The 15625-nt window shown below is 34.9% G+C and carries 14 protein-coding genes; 13 read left to right on the top strand and 1 reads right to left on the bottom strand.

Going from position 1 to position 15625, the window contains the following annotated elements; genetic code table 11:
• The first annotated feature begins 4 nt into the window (after positions 1–4).
• From EKM00_RS01055 to EKM00_RS01005, 11 genes are all read left to right on the top strand, one after another.
• Positions 5–1195, top strand: a complete 1191-nt coding sequence (locus EKM00_RS01055; protein WP_126514942.1) for a hypothetical protein — start codon at positions 5–7, stop codon at positions 1193–1195.
• A gap of 468 nt (positions 1196–1663) precedes the next feature.
• Positions 1664–2227: a gluconate 2-dehydrogenase subunit 3 family protein gene (locus EKM00_RS01050; RefSeq protein WP_126451624.1), complete on the top strand. Its 564-nt coding sequence runs from the start codon at positions 1664–1666 to the stop codon at positions 2225–2227.
• A gap of 54 nt (positions 2228–2281) precedes the next feature.
• Positions 2282–3985, top strand: coding sequence for a GMC oxidoreductase (locus EKM00_RS01045; protein WP_126451623.1), 1704 nt, complete (start codon positions 2282–2284; stop codon positions 3983–3985).
• Positions 3986–3995: 10 nt separating this feature from the next.
• Entirely contained in the window at positions 3996–5156 is a 1161-nt protein-coding gene (locus tag EKM00_RS01040) for a Gfo/Idh/MocA family protein (protein ID WP_233592219.1), read from the top strand.
• Between the two features lie 39 nt (positions 5157–5195).
• Complete coding sequence (locus tag EKM00_RS01035) at positions 5196–6248, top strand: sugar phosphate isomerase/epimerase family protein (protein ID WP_126514941.1); 1053 nt, start codon at positions 5196–5198, stop codon at positions 6246–6248.
• A gap of 18 nt (positions 6249–6266) precedes the next feature.
• Positions 6267–6641, top strand: coding sequence for a c-type cytochrome (locus tag EKM00_RS01030; protein ID WP_126451621.1), 375 nt, complete (start codon positions 6267–6269; stop codon positions 6639–6641).
• A 101-nt stretch (positions 6642–6742) separates the two neighbouring features.
• Entirely contained in the window at positions 6743–8197 is a 1455-nt protein-coding gene (locus tag EKM00_RS01025; RefSeq protein ID WP_126514940.1) for a Gfo/Idh/MocA family protein, read from the top strand.
• A 32-nt stretch (positions 8198–8229) separates the two neighbouring features.
• On the top strand, positions 8230–8967 hold the full coding sequence (locus EKM00_RS01020; RefSeq protein ID WP_126514939.1) for a 3-keto-disaccharide hydrolase: 738 nt from the start codon (positions 8230–8232) through the stop codon (positions 8965–8967).
• 57 nt (positions 8968–9024) lie between these two features.
• Positions 9025–10266, top strand: a complete 1242-nt coding sequence (locus EKM00_RS01015; protein ID WP_126514938.1) for a nucleoside permease — start codon at positions 9025–9027, stop codon at positions 10264–10266.
• Between the two features lie 9 nt (positions 10267–10275).
• Positions 10276–11169 (top strand): hydroxypyruvate isomerase family protein, encoded by an 894-nt coding sequence (locus EKM00_RS01010; RefSeq protein WP_126514937.1) that lies wholly within the window; start codon positions 10276–10278, stop codon positions 11167–11169.
• A gap of 19 nt (positions 11170–11188) precedes the next feature.
• The gene (locus EKM00_RS01005; protein WP_126459684.1) at positions 11189–12064 is read left to right on the top strand and encodes a sugar phosphate isomerase/epimerase family protein; all 876 of its coding nucleotides are present in this window, start codon (positions 11189–11191) and stop codon (positions 12062–12064) included.
• 208 nt (positions 12065–12272) lie between these two features.
• Here the strand turns inward: EKM00_RS01005 and EKM00_RS01000 are convergent, their stop codons facing one another.
• Positions 12273–12779: a DUF2911 domain-containing protein gene (locus EKM00_RS01000; RefSeq protein ID WP_126514936.1), complete on the bottom strand. Its 507-nt coding sequence runs from the start codon at positions 12777–12779 to the stop codon at positions 12273–12275.
• 183 nt (positions 12780–12962) lie between these two features.
• On the opposite strand from EKM00_RS01000, the gene EKM00_RS00995 reads away from it, so the two are divergent.
• Both EKM00_RS00995 and EKM00_RS00990 read left to right on the top strand, forming a co-directional pair.
• Positions 12963–14879 carry a DUF294 nucleotidyltransferase-like domain-containing protein gene (locus tag EKM00_RS00995; RefSeq protein WP_126514935.1) on the top strand — a complete coding sequence of 639 codons (1917 nt, stop codon included), beginning with the start codon at positions 12963–12965 and terminating at the stop codon, positions 14877–14879.
• A 2-nt stretch (positions 14880–14881) separates the two neighbouring features.
• On the top strand, positions 14882–15478 hold the full coding sequence (locus EKM00_RS00990; protein WP_126451613.1) for a 3'-5' exonuclease: 597 nt from the start codon (positions 14882–14884) through the stop codon (positions 15476–15478).
• Positions 15479–15625 lie beyond the last annotated feature (147 nt).

The following is a 15625-nucleotide window of genomic DNA, read 5'->3' as shown; positions in this document are numbered from 1 at the left end:
CAAAATGATTTCAAAATATCGGGAGTTATTTAATACTCAATTTACAGAAAAAAAATATCAGGAATTCAAAGATGATATTGCTGCCGATTTTAATTACCTGCCTACTTTCCGGTTAGGCGAAACCCCCTTTTTTATTTCGAAGGAGCTTAAAGCACAATTGATTGAAGGCTGTAATGATGTTATAGCTTTCATTCAGAAAAATGACTTTAAATCACTTACAAATAAATCATTAGAGCTAAATAATACTGTTCCTAATGAGGATAAACATACTACTTTTTTAGCAATTGATTTTGGAATTTGTGAAGAAGACGGAGTACTTATTCCAAAACTAATTGAAGTACAGGGATTCCCCTCTTTGTACAATTATCAAATGCATTTGTACGAAAAATTCAAAAAGCATTATCCATTTCTTAACGAATTAACTCCATTTATTAATGCTATTGAACCACAGGAATATCTTACTATTTTAGAAGAAGCGATTTGCAACCATCATCCAAAAGAAAATGTTATTCTTCTTGAAATAGAACCCGAAAAACAAAATACCAAGATTGATTTTTATTACTGCAAAAGAGACATTGGCATCCCTATCGTTTGTGTTACTGAACTCATAAAAAAAGGAAAACAACTGTTTTACAAAAATGCAACAGGCAATGAAATATTGGTAAAAAGAATTTACAATCGGGTTATTTTTGATGAATTGGATTTGAGAACAGATTTAAGACTTAATTTTAGTTTTTCAGATGATTTGGATGTGGAATGGGCGGGACATCCCAACTGGTTTTTCAGAATCAGTAAATTTATTTTACCTTTCTTAAAAGGAAAATATTGTATTGAAACGACACTATTAAGTGACTTGGCAGTAATTCCTCAGGATTTAGAAAACTATGTTTTGAAACCGCTTTTTTCTTTTTCAGGAACGGGCGTTATTTTTCATGTCACAAAAAATGATATTGAAGCCGTTGTAGATAAAGAATTATATATTCTTCAAAAAAAAGTAAATTATCTTCCTATTGTACACGCTCCTGAAGGGAAAGTAAAAGCTGAAGTCCGAATCTTGTGTGTTTGGAAAAAAGGTGATGCCGCACCTACTCTACTCTGCAACTTAGTCCGCTTGAGTCGTGGCGAGATGATTGGCGTGAAATTCAATAAAGATAAAGATTGGGTTGGAGGCACTTTAGGCTTATTTGAAAGGTAGACAATACTTCCCCTTTGTAACTTTCAAAAATTCCATTTTTTAGCGGGTTGCACATTTAAATTACTTCCTATTTTTAAAATATAAAAACTTCTTTTTTACTACAAAACAGGAAATATATTTTAGATTATTTAAATGGTTCTTTAACTAATACTGTCATTTTAACGCATTGAAATGCTGTGAGAAGAAAATACAGCTATATTTTATAAGTAAAAACTTGTTAATTTTAGATTAAAAACAATTTAAAAATCGTTTTTTATTTTTTTTTGCTTCTTCAAACATTTTTTTTTTCTTGATTTCATTGATTCCAACTACTGTTTAATGAATTTTTGAAAGTGATTCCCTTAATAATTTGAAAAATATGGAATTATTCAATATTTTAACATAAAAAAAATTAACCTGTTTTTTTTTTCTTTATTATTGTAATGTTATAATAAATTAAGAAGAATCAATAATTTTAATAATTAGCAAATGAATAGAAGAGAAGCACTTAAAAGCGTTGCATTTTTGATGGGAAGCGCAATCTCAGCAACAACAATGGGCGTTTTATTTGAAAGTTTTACTTTGCCCGAAAAAGAAAAAAACAGCGTATCTTTTTCTGCTGCAGATGAAGAAATTTTGGCTGAATTTGCCGATATCATTATACCTACTACAGCCTCTTCGGCAGGAGCAAAAGCTGCAGGACTGGGTGCTTTTATTCCAATGATTATTAGAGAATGTTATCCTGCAAAAATGCAAGAAATTTTTGCTTCCGGGATGCAGGAAATGCAAGCAAAATGCGTTAAAGATTTCAATAAGAATTTCTTATCAATGTCAGTTGAAGAGCGTCAGCAATTAATGACTTCATTACGAGATGAGGCAATTGCAACTGATAAAGCACCTTCATTCTTTTTGATTGCTAGAGATTTAACTCTTCTTGGCTATTATTCTTCAGAAATAGGTTGTACACAAGCACGCGAATACCTTCCAGTTCCGGGACGCTACGATGGTAGTGCAGACTACAAACCCGGACAAAAAGCTTGGGCAACCAACTAATTTTTACTAAAACCTTTTGTTATAAACTATTTTATTAAATAAAAAATACTACCCGTGAATATAAATACCAATTTGAAAGAGGAAAATACGTACGATGCTATTGTTGTAGGATCTGGAATTAGTGGTGGTTGGGCTGCAAAAGAACTTACCGAAAAAGGATTAAAAGTTTTGATGTTAGAACGCGGAATGAATATTGAGCACATCAAAGATTATGAATCGGCCATGAAAGCACCATGGGAATTTGAACGCGCAGGCAAACTTACCGAAGAACAAAAAAGAACCCATCCGGTTCAAACAAGAGATTATCCATACAATGAAGCTACCGAAAAATGGTGGGTGAATGACTTGGAATGTCCCTACACAGAAGACAAACGTTTTGATTGGTACAGAGGATTTCATGTGGGTGGAAAATCTTTAATGTGGGGCCGTCAAAGTTACCGTTTTAGTGACCATAACTTTGAAGATAATGCCAAAGATGGTCATGGAAATGACTGGCCTATTCGATATAAAGACCTTACCAAGTGGTATGATTATGTAGAGAAATTCGCAGGAATAAGTGGGCAAGCTGAAAATTGGCCCCTATTACCGGATGGTAAATTTTTGCCTCCAATGGATTTAAATTGTGTTGAAAAATCAGTTAAAGAAAGATTAGAAAAACATTATAATAAAACCCGTATTCTTACAATTGGTCGTACTGCTAACTTAACTGTACCCCACAAAGGGCGTGGCAGCTGTCAGTACAGAAATTTATGCAGTCGAGGTTGTCCATTTGGCGCCTATTTTAGCACCCAATCCTCTACACTACCTGCTGCAATGGCAACCAATAGATTGACCGTGAGACCCTACTCTATTGTGAATCATATTATTTATGATAAAGACACTAAAAAAGCAAAGGGTGTTATGGTTATTGATGCAGAAACAAATGAAACAATGGAGTTTTATGCTAAAATTGTTTTTGTAAACGCATCCACTTTAGGATCAACATTCCTTTTATTAAATTCAACTTCAGAAGCGCATCCGAATGGAATGGGTAATGCCAGCGGACAATTAGGCCATAATCTTATGGATCATCATTTCCGTTGTGGTGCAGAAGGAACAGCTGAAGGTTTTGAAGATAAATACACGTACGGAAGAAGGGCTAATGGTATTTATATTCCAAGATATCAGAATGTAGGTGGTGATAAACGAGATTATTTAAGAGGTTTTGGGTACCAAGGAGGTGCCAGCAGAGGATCATGGCATAAAGAAGTTGCCGAATTGGCTTTTGGTGAAAACTTTAAATCGACTATGTCATTACCTGCTGATTCCTGGAGTATGGGATTAGGTGGTTTTGGAGAAATGCTGCCGTATTACGAAAACAAAGTGTACATCGATCATAGCAAAAAAGACAAATGGGGACAACCAGTTTTAGCTATTGATTGTGAATACAAAGAAAATGAAGCAAAAATGCGGGAAGATATGATGAATGATGCCGCAGAAATGCTGGAAGCATCTGGAATCAAAAATGTGCAAACCTATGATAACGATTGTTATCCTGGAATGGCTATACACGAAATGGGTACTGCCAGAATGGGTAATGACCCCAAGGATTCCGTATTAAATAAATGGAATCAATTGCACGAAGTTAGTAATGTATTTGTTACCGATGGTTCTTGTATGCCTTCTATTGCGTGTCAAAATCCATCATTAACATTTATGGCTTTGACGGCTCGTGCCTGCGATTATGCAGTAAAAGAATTAAAAAAAGGAAATATTTAGGTTCATCATTATGAGAAAATTAAGAATGGGAATGGTCGGTGGTGGTCAAGATGCCTTTATAGGTGCAATTCACCGCTTAGCCGCCAATATGGATGGACTAATTGAATTAAAGTGTGGTGCATTAAGTATAAAACCAGAAACTGCAATTGCATCTGGTAAAGCCTTGTTTCTTCCGGAATCAAGAACATATTTAACGTATGACGAAATGATTAAAGCGGAAGCGGCTTTACCTGCTGACGAAAGAATCGATTTTGTTACTATTGTTACTCCAAATTTTGCCCATTTTGCACCTGCAATGATGGCTTTAGAGCATGGTTTTAATGTAGTAATTGAAAAACCAATGACTTTTTCATTGGAAGAAGCAAAACTATTGAAACAAAAAGTAGAAGAGACAGGATTACTACTTTGTTTAACACATACGTACTCCGGGTATCCAATGGTCAAACAAGCGAAAGCTATGGTCAGCGAAGGAAAATTGGGTAAAATTAGAAAAGTTTTAGTAGAATATCCCCAAGGATGGTTAAGTACACTATCCGAAAGAGAGGGAAACGCACAAGCTGCATGGCGAACAGATCCTAAAAAATCCGGAAAAAGTTCTGTAATGGGAGATATTGGTACGCACGCCTCTCATTTAGCCGAATATATCACCGGAGCTAAAATTACCGATGTTTGTGCAGAATTAAACACATTAGTTGAAGGCCGCATAATGGACGATGATGGAGCTGTACTATTGAAATTTGACAATGGTGCTAAAGGCGTTTTAATAGCATCGCAAGTAGCAGCCGGAGAAGAAAACGCTTTAAAAATTAGAGTTTATGGCGAAAAAGGTGGAATCGAATGGTTTCAACATGATCCAAACACTTTAACGATTAGGTGGTTAAATGAACCAACTCAGGTTTTAAGAGCTGGATCTAACTATGCACATTTATCTTCATTTGCAACACATAATTGTAGAACTCCAGGCGGACATCCAGAAGGATATTTAGAGGCATTTGCTAATATTTACCGCAACTTTGCTTTAACGCTTGGTTGTAAATTAGAGGGCACAGCACCTACTGCTGAAATGTTAGACTTTCCTTCTGTTGAAGATGGAGTGAGAGGAATGGCATTTATAGATAACGTAGTCGCATCATCACAATCGGATAAAAAATGGACTCCCTACGTTTTGTAATTAATTAGGAATTCGTAGACCTCTTATATACCAAATACTATGACAACAATTCAAGGGCCTGCGGTCTTTTTAGCACAGTTTATTGATGATAAAGCTCCTTTTAATTCCTTAGATGGGATTTGTAAATGGGCTGCTGATTTAGGCTTTAAAGGGATTCAAATGCCAACATTAGATACCCGTTTCATTGATTTACAAAAAGCGGCAGAAAGTAAAACCTATGCGGATGAACTAAAAGGAACAATTGCTTCTTACGGACTAGAAATCACTGAATTATCAACCCATTTACAAGGGCAGTTAGTGGCTGTTCATCCTGCTTACGATGATTTTTTTGATTCCTTTGCCCCTGTAAATGTTCATGGAAATCCTAAAGCAAGGCAAGAATGGGCTGTGCAACAATTGAAATATGCGGCTAAAGCTTCTCAAAATTTAGGGTTAAATGCACATGCCACTTTTAGTGGTTCTCTACTTTGGCAGTATTTTCATCCTTGGCCACAACGGCCTCCGGGTTTAATGGAAGATGGTTTTGCCGAATTGGCTAAACGCTGGTTGCCCATTTTAAATGAGTTTGATCAAAATGGTGTTGACCTTTGTTACGAAATTCATCCGGGAGAAGATTTATTTGATGGGGAAACCTATGAAATGTTTTTGAAAGCGGTGAATAATCACTCCAGAGCTTGCTTGTTGTACGATCCATCGCATTTTGTTTTACAACAATTAGATTACATCCAATATATCGATTTTTATCATGAACGGATTAAAGCATTTCACGTAAAGGATGCCGAGTTTAACCCTACAGGAAAGCAAGGGACTTTTGGAGGCTACCAAAGTTGGGCAAATCGTGCCGGACGGTATCGCTCTCTAGGCGATGGTCAGATTGATTTTAAAACGATTTTTAGCAAACTAGCCCAATATGATTTCAAAGGATGGGCAGTAATGGAATGGGAATGTTGCATTAAAAATCAGGAGGATGGAGCGCGTGAAGGTGCTGAATTTATAAAAAATCATATTATAAAAGTTACTGATAAAGCATTTGATGATTTTGCTGCAGTAGAAACAAATCAGGCTTTTAACAAAAAAAACTTAGGATTATAAAAACTTAAATACAATAAAATGAAATTAAAATATTTCTTTTTTGGGGTTGCACTAATTAGTTTAACCTCATTTTCTAATGATAATTCAGAAGAAAAATATATTGAAACTACTGCGCATTCAAACCTTGTTGTTCAAACTTCTGAAGGAGAAAAATTAATAGCTAAATCCGATTGCATCGGATGTCATAAATTAGACAAAAAACTAATTGGTCCCTCCTACTTAGACATTGCTAAAAAATATGCTTTAAATGATAAAAATGTTGCCTATTTATCCGGTAAAATAATAAAAGGAGGCTCTGGGGTTTGGGGTTCAATTCCCATGTCTGCGCATGCTTCACTGAAAAAGAATGAGGCAAATTCTATGGCAAAGTATATTTTATCCTTAAAAAAGTAAATCAAAAGGCGCTTTTAAAGAGTCAATATAATTCTTGAATGTCGAAAATAAAATCATGATGTTACACAATTTTTTGCTATAAACTAAACTGGATTAAAATAATGAAACAAAAAGAAGAAGATAAAATTACAAATAACCGTCGTGATTTTATAAAAACAACCGCCATAGCTGCAGCAGCTTTTATGATTGTTCCCCGTCATGTTCTAGGAAGAGGATTTGTTGCGCCAAGTGATCGTTTATCAATAGCCAGTATTGGTGTTGGTGGACAAGGTAAATTTGATGTCAGTATGTTTGCCAGAAGTGGAAAAGCGGATATATCGTTTTTATGTGATGTAGATACCAGAAGAGCAGCTGCAAGTGTAAATGCATTTCCTAAAGCTAAATTTTATACCGATTGGCGTGAAATGTTAGACAAAGAACATAAAAATTTCGATGCCGTTTCAGTTTCAACTCCAGATCATAATCATGCTATCCAAGCACTTGCTGCTATGCAATTAGGAAAACATGTGTATGTTCAAAAACCTATGGCACATGATATTTACGAAGCTCGAATTTTGACACAAGCTGCTACAAAATATAAAGTGGTAACCCAGATGGGAAATCAAGGTGCCTCGAATGATGGTACCAGAATAATGAAAGAATGGTATGAAGCAGGTTTAATAGGCGATGTTCACACGATTCATGCTTGGACAGACCGTCCGGTTTGGCCTCAAGGGATTCCTTGGTCTGCTAATAAAGCGGATATTCCAAAAGAATTAGATTGGGATTTATGGTTGGGAACAGCTCCTTACAAAGAGTATGTAAATAAATTAGTGCCCTTTAACTGGCGCGGTTGGTGGGATTATGGAACAGGTGCATTAGGCGATATGGGCTGTCACTTGTTAGAAGCACCTTTTAGTGTATTAAATTTAAAATATGCTAAAGATGTTCAATGTAGTGTAGGTTCTGTATATGTAGATGAGTTTCAAAGAGGATATTTTCCTGAGAGTTGTCCTCCCTCCAGTCATGTTACCTTAACTTTTCCAAAAACGGAGAAAACAAACGGTGACGTTGCAGTACACTGGATGGATGGTGGAATTCAGCCGGAAAGACCTCCCGAATTAGGTTCGAATGAAATTTTTGGAGACGGTGGAAATGGTACCTTATTCACAGGAACAAAAGGAAAAATGATGTGTGATACCTACGGTTTAAATCCGCGTTTGCTTCCTCTAAGCAAAAATGAAAATCTCCAAGTTGCTCAAAAATACGCAAGAGTGATCGATGGTTCAGGAGGACATTACAAGCAGTGGATTGAAGCTGCTATTGCTGGTTATGGAAAAAAAGAATTAAGTTCTCCTTTTGAAATTGCTGGTCCTTTAACTGAAGCTTTATTGATGGCAAATCTTGCGATCAGAGGATACGATGTGATGCGAGAAGAGCTTGGAGAAGAAGTGTACCCAGGACGTTCAGCAAAATTATTATGGGATAATGATGCCATGAGAATTACAAATTTTGATGAAGTGAACCAATTTGTGAAACGGGATTATCGTCAAGGTTGGAAAGCTTTAACTTTATAAGCAAGATTAATTATTAATTCAAAAATTCAAAAATGATTAAAAATATTTGTACTTCATTACTTGTTATGATACTGATTCAAACCGCAAATGCACAGCAAGCGCCCATACCAAAAGGATTTAAATCCATATTTGACGGACAATCCACAACGGGATGGCACAGTTACGGAAAAACAACAGCTGGTTCCGGTTGGAAAGCAGAAGAGGGTGTGTTGCATTTTGATCCTACAGCTGCCCAAAACGGTCAAGGAGGCGATTTGGTAACTAATGCAGAATACGAGAATTTTCATCTAAAACTAGAATGGAAAGTCGCGGCAAATGCCAATAGCGGTATTATTTTTTATGTAAACGAGGATTTGACAAAATTCAAAAATACTTATGAAACGGGTCTGGAAATGCAAGTATTGGACAATGACGGTCATTCTGACGGAAAAATTGAAAAACACCGTTCAGGGGATTTATATGATTTAATAAAAAGCACCTCAGAACCAGTAAAACCAGTAGGAGAATGGAATTCTGTTGACATAGTATGTAAATTTGGAAAACTGACAATGTTATTGAATGGCGTAAAAGTAGTTGAAACTACGCTTTGGGATGCTAATTTTAAAACATTGGTAGCCGGAAGTAAATTTGCTACTTGGCCAGGTTTTGCTGCATTCAAAAAAGGTAAAATTGCACTACAAGATCATGGAGATAATGTATGGTTCAGAAATATTATGATCAAAGAATGGAATACTATGAAAATTACAACCGGATGTGAAGCGGGTATGTAATTGATCTCTAAAAAATAAAAAAACAACCAAAACCAAAAAATAAAAAACCACTGACTAATGAATAGCACCATCCGAATTAAATTATCCATAATGATGTTCCTGGAATTTTTTATCTGGGGCGCATGGTTTGTAACATTGGGAACATTTTTAAAATTTAATTTTTCAGATGCAGAAGGACCAGTTGTTGCAGCCATTTTTTCTACACAATCTTGGGGTGCAATTATTGCTCCTTTTATTATAGGTTTGATCGCTGATCGTTATTTTAATGCGGAGAAAATTTTAGGAATACTTCATCTCGCAGGTGCATTTTTGATGTATCAAATGTATCAGTCAGAAGAAGTTGGGATGTTCTACACCTACGTTCTGAGTTATATGATTTTATACATGCCAACATTAGCATTAGTGAATTCAGTAGCTTTTAACCAAATGAAAGATCCGGAAAAAGAGTTTGCCAACATTAGAGTTTGGGGAACTATAGGATGGGTTATTGCAGGATTAGCTATTAGCTTTGTTTTTCATTGGGATACTGCGGAAGCAATTTCTCAAGGATTTCTTAAAAACACCTTCCTTTTAGCAGGAATAGCCGCTTTAATTTTAGGTATATTCAGTTTTTCTTTACCAAAAACACCACCAAAAGTAAGTGAAGAAAAAATAAAAATTGGAGATATCATAGGTCTTGATGCTTTAAAATTGCTGAAAGATAAAAACTTCGCCATCTTTTTTATATCGTCAATCCTGATTTGTATACCTCTTGCCTTTTATTACCAAAATGCACATCCATTTTTGACAGAATCAGGCGTTGAAAATCCTACTGGAAAAATGGCAATAGGTCAAATATCCGAAGCATTATTCTTATTATTGATTCCTGTATTTTTTACCCGTTTTGGTTTCAAAAAAACGATCTTAATCGGGATGTTAGCATGGGCAATTCGTTATGTTTTATTCGCTTATGGCAATGGCAATGATTTAAGCTTTATGCTTATTATAGGTATTGCGCTGCACGGTATCTGTTATGATTTCTTTTTTGTTTCGGGCCAAATTTACACCAATTCAAAAGCGGGAGAAAAATACAAAAGTGCTGCTCAGGGTTTAATAACTTTAGCCACTTACGGAGTTGGTATGTTAATTGGTTTTGCAGTTGCAGGATGGATAACGGACAATTATAAAATGGCAGATGGGGCTGTAAACTGGCAAATGGTGTGGATTATTCCTGCTGGAATTGCGTTTGCTGTATTCTTACTTTTTGCCCTTTTATTTAATGAAAAAAACAAAGGAGAAGAATCCACTTCTGCTATATAAAAATTAAAAATGAGTGCTAATTTAAATAGAAGATCTGCCATAAAAGGAATAGTAGCCGGAACAGTTGCGATGGGAATTCCTGCTGGATTTTCTGCTTTGGCTATGCCAAAAAAGGAAACAGCAACACCATTGGGTAAATTGAAAGGAAATATAAATCACTCCGTTTCTCGGTGGTGTTTTAATGATATCGATTTAGATACGCTTTGCATTGAATCCAAAAAGATAGGGATTACTGGGATTGATTTAGTAGGTCCTAAAGATTGGCCAACATTGAAGAAATATGATCTTGTTTCTACAATGTGCAACGGTGCAGAAATTAATTTAGTGGATGGTTTTAATGATATTAAATTTCATGAAACACTCTGGAAAAATTATATGGAAATGATTCCACTGGTGGCAAAAGCCGGTTATAAAAATCTGATTTGTTTTAGCGGAAGCCGAAGAGGCAAAACAGATGAAGAAGGTTGGAACAATTGTATTGTTGGTTTGCAAAAACTAATTCCATTGGCTGAAAAGCATAATGTGATTTTAGTAATGGAATTACTAAACAGCAAAATTGATCATAAAGATTACCAATGTGACCGGACATCTTGGGGAGTGGAATTAGCGAAACGTTTGAACTCTGAGAATTTCAAATTGCTTTACGATATTTATCACATGCAAATTGATGAAGGAGATGTGATTAGAAACATAAGAGACAACCATCACTACATTACACATTATCATACCGCCGGTGTTCCAGGACGAAATGAAATTGATGATACTCAGGAACTAAATTACACTGCAATTATGAAAGCAATTGCAAAAACTGGTTTTAAGGGATTTGTGGGTCAAGAATTTGTACCTAAAAACCCGGACAAACTCGCTTCATTGAAACAGGCCATAGCAATTTGTGATATTTAACTACTCTAAAAAATAACCCATGATAAAAAGAAGAGAATTTTTAATTAATGCTGGTTTAGCATTAGGCGCATTAGCCATTGCTCCTTCATTTGCTTTTGACTCTAAAAAAAGAGCCATTGGGATTCAATTATGGACACTGCGCGATACGTTACCCAAAGATGTTAAAGGTGTTTTAGCACAAGTTGGAAAAGCTGGATTTACTGAAGTAGAAACTTTTGGTTATTCAGTAGACAACGGCTTTTTTGGAACTTCGGTCCGCGATTTTAAATCAATATTAGATGATAATGGTCTAAAAGCCACGAGTAATCATTTTGATTTTAATTCGATGATCAAAGATGGTTCAACTGATCTTGTACAATCCTATGTTGAAACAGCCAACTATTTAGGAAGTGAATATGTAACAGTACCTTACATCGTTTCAGAATTGCGCGGAACTACTGGTGATGCCTATAAAAAATTAGCCTTACAAATTAATAAAGTGGGTGAGCTTTGTAAAGCTGGAGGTTTAAAATTAGCGTATCACAATCACGATTTCGAATTTACAAAATTCGGTTCAACGAATGGATATGAAATTTTATTAAACGAAACGGATAAAAACTTGGTTGATTTTGAAATGGATTTATACTGGGTAATTCGTGCTGGACATGATCCATTGGAATTATTCAAAAAATATCCGGGACGTTTCAAAATGTGGCACGTAAAAGATATGGATAAAGTAAATCCGGATTGGAATGCAGAAATTGGCACAGGAACAATAGATTTCAAGGGGATTTTTGCTCAGGCGGAACGTGCCGGACTGAAACGTTTCTTTTTGGAACACGAATCTAACTACAAACCAAATCCAATAGAATCTGCTGTAACCAGTTTCAATTACATTAAGAAAAACTTAATCTAAACATTTTAGAAAATATTTTATAAAAAAAAGAGGCTGTCTTTTTGAGACAGCCTCCTATTTAAAAGTAATTTTAAGTAAGTCGAAAGTTTAAAAGTCGTAAAGTCAAAAGAATTAACTTTAAGTAAAACAGCTTTAAATCAGATTGTTACATAATTTTATCCTGATTTTAAAATACGACATTATACCATGGTTATTACTTAGTCATATTTTATTTTACAGAAAAAGGTATATTCCAATTGCCCCAGCTCAAAACAACAGTATTAGCACGGATCGTATAAACTAATTTTTCAGCAGCTGAAGCAGCAACTTCTTGCTTAACGGAAATACGTAGTTGGTCTTCTTTTTCTTTATACTTATATGCTCCCCACTGTTTGGCTTCTTTATTAAAAATAAGCACGCATTCTTTTTCATTTGGTATAACAAAAAAAGAGTATTTACCGGCTGGCAATTTAGTACCTTCGATCGTCAACTCTTTATCTGTTTCAAATGTTGTAGCATCATTTGCTCCGGCACGCCAAACTTGATTAAACGGAACTAATTTTCCCCAAATTTCTCTTCCGTTGACTGATGGACTCCCATAATTGAGGGTAATTGTAGCACCATTAATTTTCCCTGTGGCTACTTCTTTGCTGCTGGTAGGTTTTCCTTGAGCAGCTATACAATTTACAATTAATAAGGCAATAAACGAAAAATGCATTTTTCTAAATAATTTCATGATTTAAAATGTTTTAGTTATCGTATAAAAGTAAAACAAGTAGCTTTTAATTCCTTTAAATCCATACTTATTTTATGAAAAGATTAAGGATTTTATAATTTAATTGTTTTGCCGCAATAATGGCGGTGTTATAATTTTTAAATTTGTTATTTTTACAATCGATACTTATTTATTCCATAAATTATGAATTCAATTGCTGAGCACATTGCTGACTTTTTAAAAGCATACCCACCGTTTAACTACTTAACTTTTGAAGAATTATCTGAAATAGCGGCAAATATTCGCGTTGTAAATTTAGAAAAACACAAAACATTATTTCAAATAAATGATCTTTTGCATGACAGTTTTTATGTGGTGGCTTCCGGTGTTATCAATTTATCGGTCATAGCAGATGCTGAGGAAACGCTATTAAATAAATGTACCGAAGGCGATATTTTTGGCCTGCGTCCCTTTTTTGCCAAAAATAATTATATGATGACGGCCAAAGCAAGAGAAGAAAGCATTGTTTATGCTATTCCCATTGCTACTTTCAGGCCTTTTGTAGCTAATAATTCTGAAGTTTTAAACTTTTTATTAGAAAGTTTTGCCGTAAACACCCGAAATCCAAAAGATAAAGAAAATTTAATTGGAAAATTAATTTCTGATAATGTATTCTATTCGGATCAGCAATCTGAAATGCAATATTTTCAATCGCTAGCCTATAATACAGCTCCCTTAAAAACGACTAGTACAGCAATTGTAAAAGACGTGGCTCAAATAATGACCGAATCGTTAAAAAACAATATCCTTGTATGTGATAATACTATCCCTTTGGGCATTATTACTGATGCGGATATGCGATCAAAAATTGCTACCGGTAGATATCCAGTAACCGTTACAGTAGATAAAATTATGTCCTCCCCTGTTATCACGGTGGTTGAAAACGTTTCTCTGGCAGAAGCACAGTTGCTGATGATAAAACACAATGTGACTCATTTGTGTGTAACTCAGGATGGAACAGATAAATCCAGTGTGAAAGGAATCATTTCTGAGCACGATTTGATTGTGGCTCAAGCAAATAATCCCGGAGTTTTAATAAAAGAAATCAAACGGTGTCAATCACCAAAAGAACTAAAACAAATACGGGAACGATTAACAGATCTGATTCAGACTTCAATTTCTAAAAATATTCCGCTATCACACGTTTTTAATATTGCCAGCGAAATTAATTTGGCAGTCATTAAACGCTCGGTGGAATTATCCATTTTGGATTTAGGTTCCCCTCCTGCCCGTTTTGCATGGTTAAGTATTGGCAGTCAAGGACGAAAAGAACAGCTTTTATTAACGGATCAAGACAGCATTTTGATTTTTGAAGATGTGGCTGCTGATAAATATCGTGACGTAAAAGACTATTTTCTTAAACTTGGAAAAAAAACCACAGCCACTCTAGAAAAAATCGGCTATGAATTCTGTCCAAATGGTCACATGGGAAGTACTATGCTTTGGTGTAAATCATTGACGGACTGGATCAAACAATATGACAGCTGGATGAATACTCCTGGTGAGAACAGCACTGATTTGAGCAGTATTTTCTTTGATTATGAAATTATTTTTGGAGAGCAAAAAATTGAAGATGCGATAAGTAATGTAGTCTTTAAAAACGCCAAAAACAATACGTTATTTTTTGATTTCTTAGGAAATGATGCCTTAAGAAAAAACGCTCCACTTAGTTTTTTCAAAAAATTCAATGTCGAAGAAGAAGGTAGAAATAAAGATAAATTTGATATTAAAACTAAGGCTTTAATGCCATTGATTGATGGCGCCCGTTTGTTTACTTTGAGTTTCGACATCCGAGGAATTAACAATACGTTTCAACGATTCAAACAATTATCAATTACGGATCCCAAACATGCTGAAATTTATCTCAATTGTGCCGAAGCTTTTTTGACTTTATCAAAATTCCGAACCTTAGAAGGGTTAAAAAATGATGATTCAGGCCAATTTATAAATTTGGAGGAATTATCAAAAATTGACCGAGAAAAACTGAAAAATGCTTTACTCCCTATGAGAGAACTGGAAGAATTAATAAAAAGTAAATTTCAACTTACTCAATTTTCATAATTATGTTAGACTGGATAAAAAAGATTAATAAAGAATATCCTGATTTTTGGAAAACCTATCTTTCTAAATTTGAGAAAAAGTCATCCCGCTTTGTGGTGGTATCAACAGAAACTTCTGGTTTGAATCCAGATAAAGATGTTATTTTATCAATAGGCTCTTTTTCAGTAATTGATAATAGTATTGTCATAGGTGATAATTTTGAAGCTGTTTTATTACAGTATAAATTTTTTCATGATAATGGACTTTCTAATACGTTTTTGGTAGAAAGTAAAATGAAAAAATTAGGAGAAGCAGATGCCATAAAATTATTCATTGAATTTATTGGGAACTCCATTTTAGTTGGGCATCACATTGATTTTGATGTGGAAATGATCAATGCGGTCTTGGAAAGACTAGACTGTGGCAGATTAAAAAATGAGGCGCTGGATATTGATGTCATGCACAGAAAACTACTTGATATCAATGACAAACAATTTTCTCTGGAGGAACTTTGTGCGGCTTATAATATTCCGGTAAGTGAACGGAATTCAGCTGCTGAGGATGCTTATAAAACTGCTTTGTTGTTTTTGAAATTAAAATCAAGACTGGGGATTAAGTGATTTTAAATTTTGGTTGCTATATTGCATACAACTGATTTTAAACATCTTATTATTACTAGGTTTGCCTCTATTTCTATAAAGTATTGTCATTCCGACGAAGGGGGAATCACATATGTAGCTCCATTTATAGCATTTCAATTTTGTCCT

Origin of the sequence: Flavobacterium sp. RSP15 (assembly GCF_003968755.1) — a bacterium.
GTDB lineage: Bacteria > Bacteroidota > Bacteroidia > Flavobacteriales > Flavobacteriaceae > Flavobacterium.
Note: the sequence above shows the minus strand (reverse complement) of the source record. Positions and strands in the feature narration are given on the sequence as shown.

Coding starts and splice junctions, on each gene's coding strand:
- EKM00_RS01025 (WP_126514940.1), top strand. CDS start 6,743: ATGAAACAAAAAGAAGAAGATAAAATTACAAATAACCGTCGTGATTTT.
- EKM00_RS01020 (WP_126514939.1), top strand. CDS start 8,230: ATGATTAAAAATATTTGTACTTCATTACTTGTTATGATACTGATTCAA.
- EKM00_RS01040 (WP_233592219.1), top strand. CDS start 3,996: ATGAGAAAATTAAGAATGGGAATGGTCGGTGGTGGTCAAGATGCCTTT.
- EKM00_RS01055 (WP_126514942.1), top strand. CDS start 5: ATGATTTCAAAATATCGGGAGTTATTTAATACTCAATTTACAGAAAAA.
- EKM00_RS01005 (WP_126459684.1), top strand. CDS start 11,189: ATGATAAAAAGAAGAGAATTTTTAATTAATGCTGGTTTAGCATTAGGC.
- EKM00_RS01050 (WP_126451624.1), top strand. CDS start 1,664: ATGAATAGAAGAGAAGCACTTAAAAGCGTTGCATTTTTGATGGGAAGC.
- EKM00_RS01035 (WP_126514941.1), top strand. CDS start 5,196: ATGACAACAATTCAAGGGCCTGCGGTCTTTTTAGCACAGTTTATTGAT.
- EKM00_RS00990 (WP_126451613.1), top strand. CDS start 14,882: ATGTTAGACTGGATAAAAAAGATTAATAAAGAATATCCTGATTTTTGG.
- EKM00_RS01000 (WP_126514936.1), bottom strand. CDS start 12,779: ATGAAATTATTTAGAAAAATGCATTTTTCGTTTATTGCCTTATTAATT.
- EKM00_RS01030 (WP_126451621.1), top strand. CDS start 6,267: ATGAAATTAAAATATTTCTTTTTTGGGGTTGCACTAATTAGTTTAACC.
- EKM00_RS00995 (WP_126514935.1), top strand. CDS start 12,963: ATGAATTCAATTGCTGAGCACATTGCTGACTTTTTAAAAGCATACCCA.
- EKM00_RS01015 (WP_126514938.1), top strand. CDS start 9,025: ATGAATAGCACCATCCGAATTAAATTATCCATAATGATGTTCCTGGAA.
- EKM00_RS01010 (WP_126514937.1), top strand. CDS start 10,276: ATGAGTGCTAATTTAAATAGAAGATCTGCCATAAAAGGAATAGTAGCC.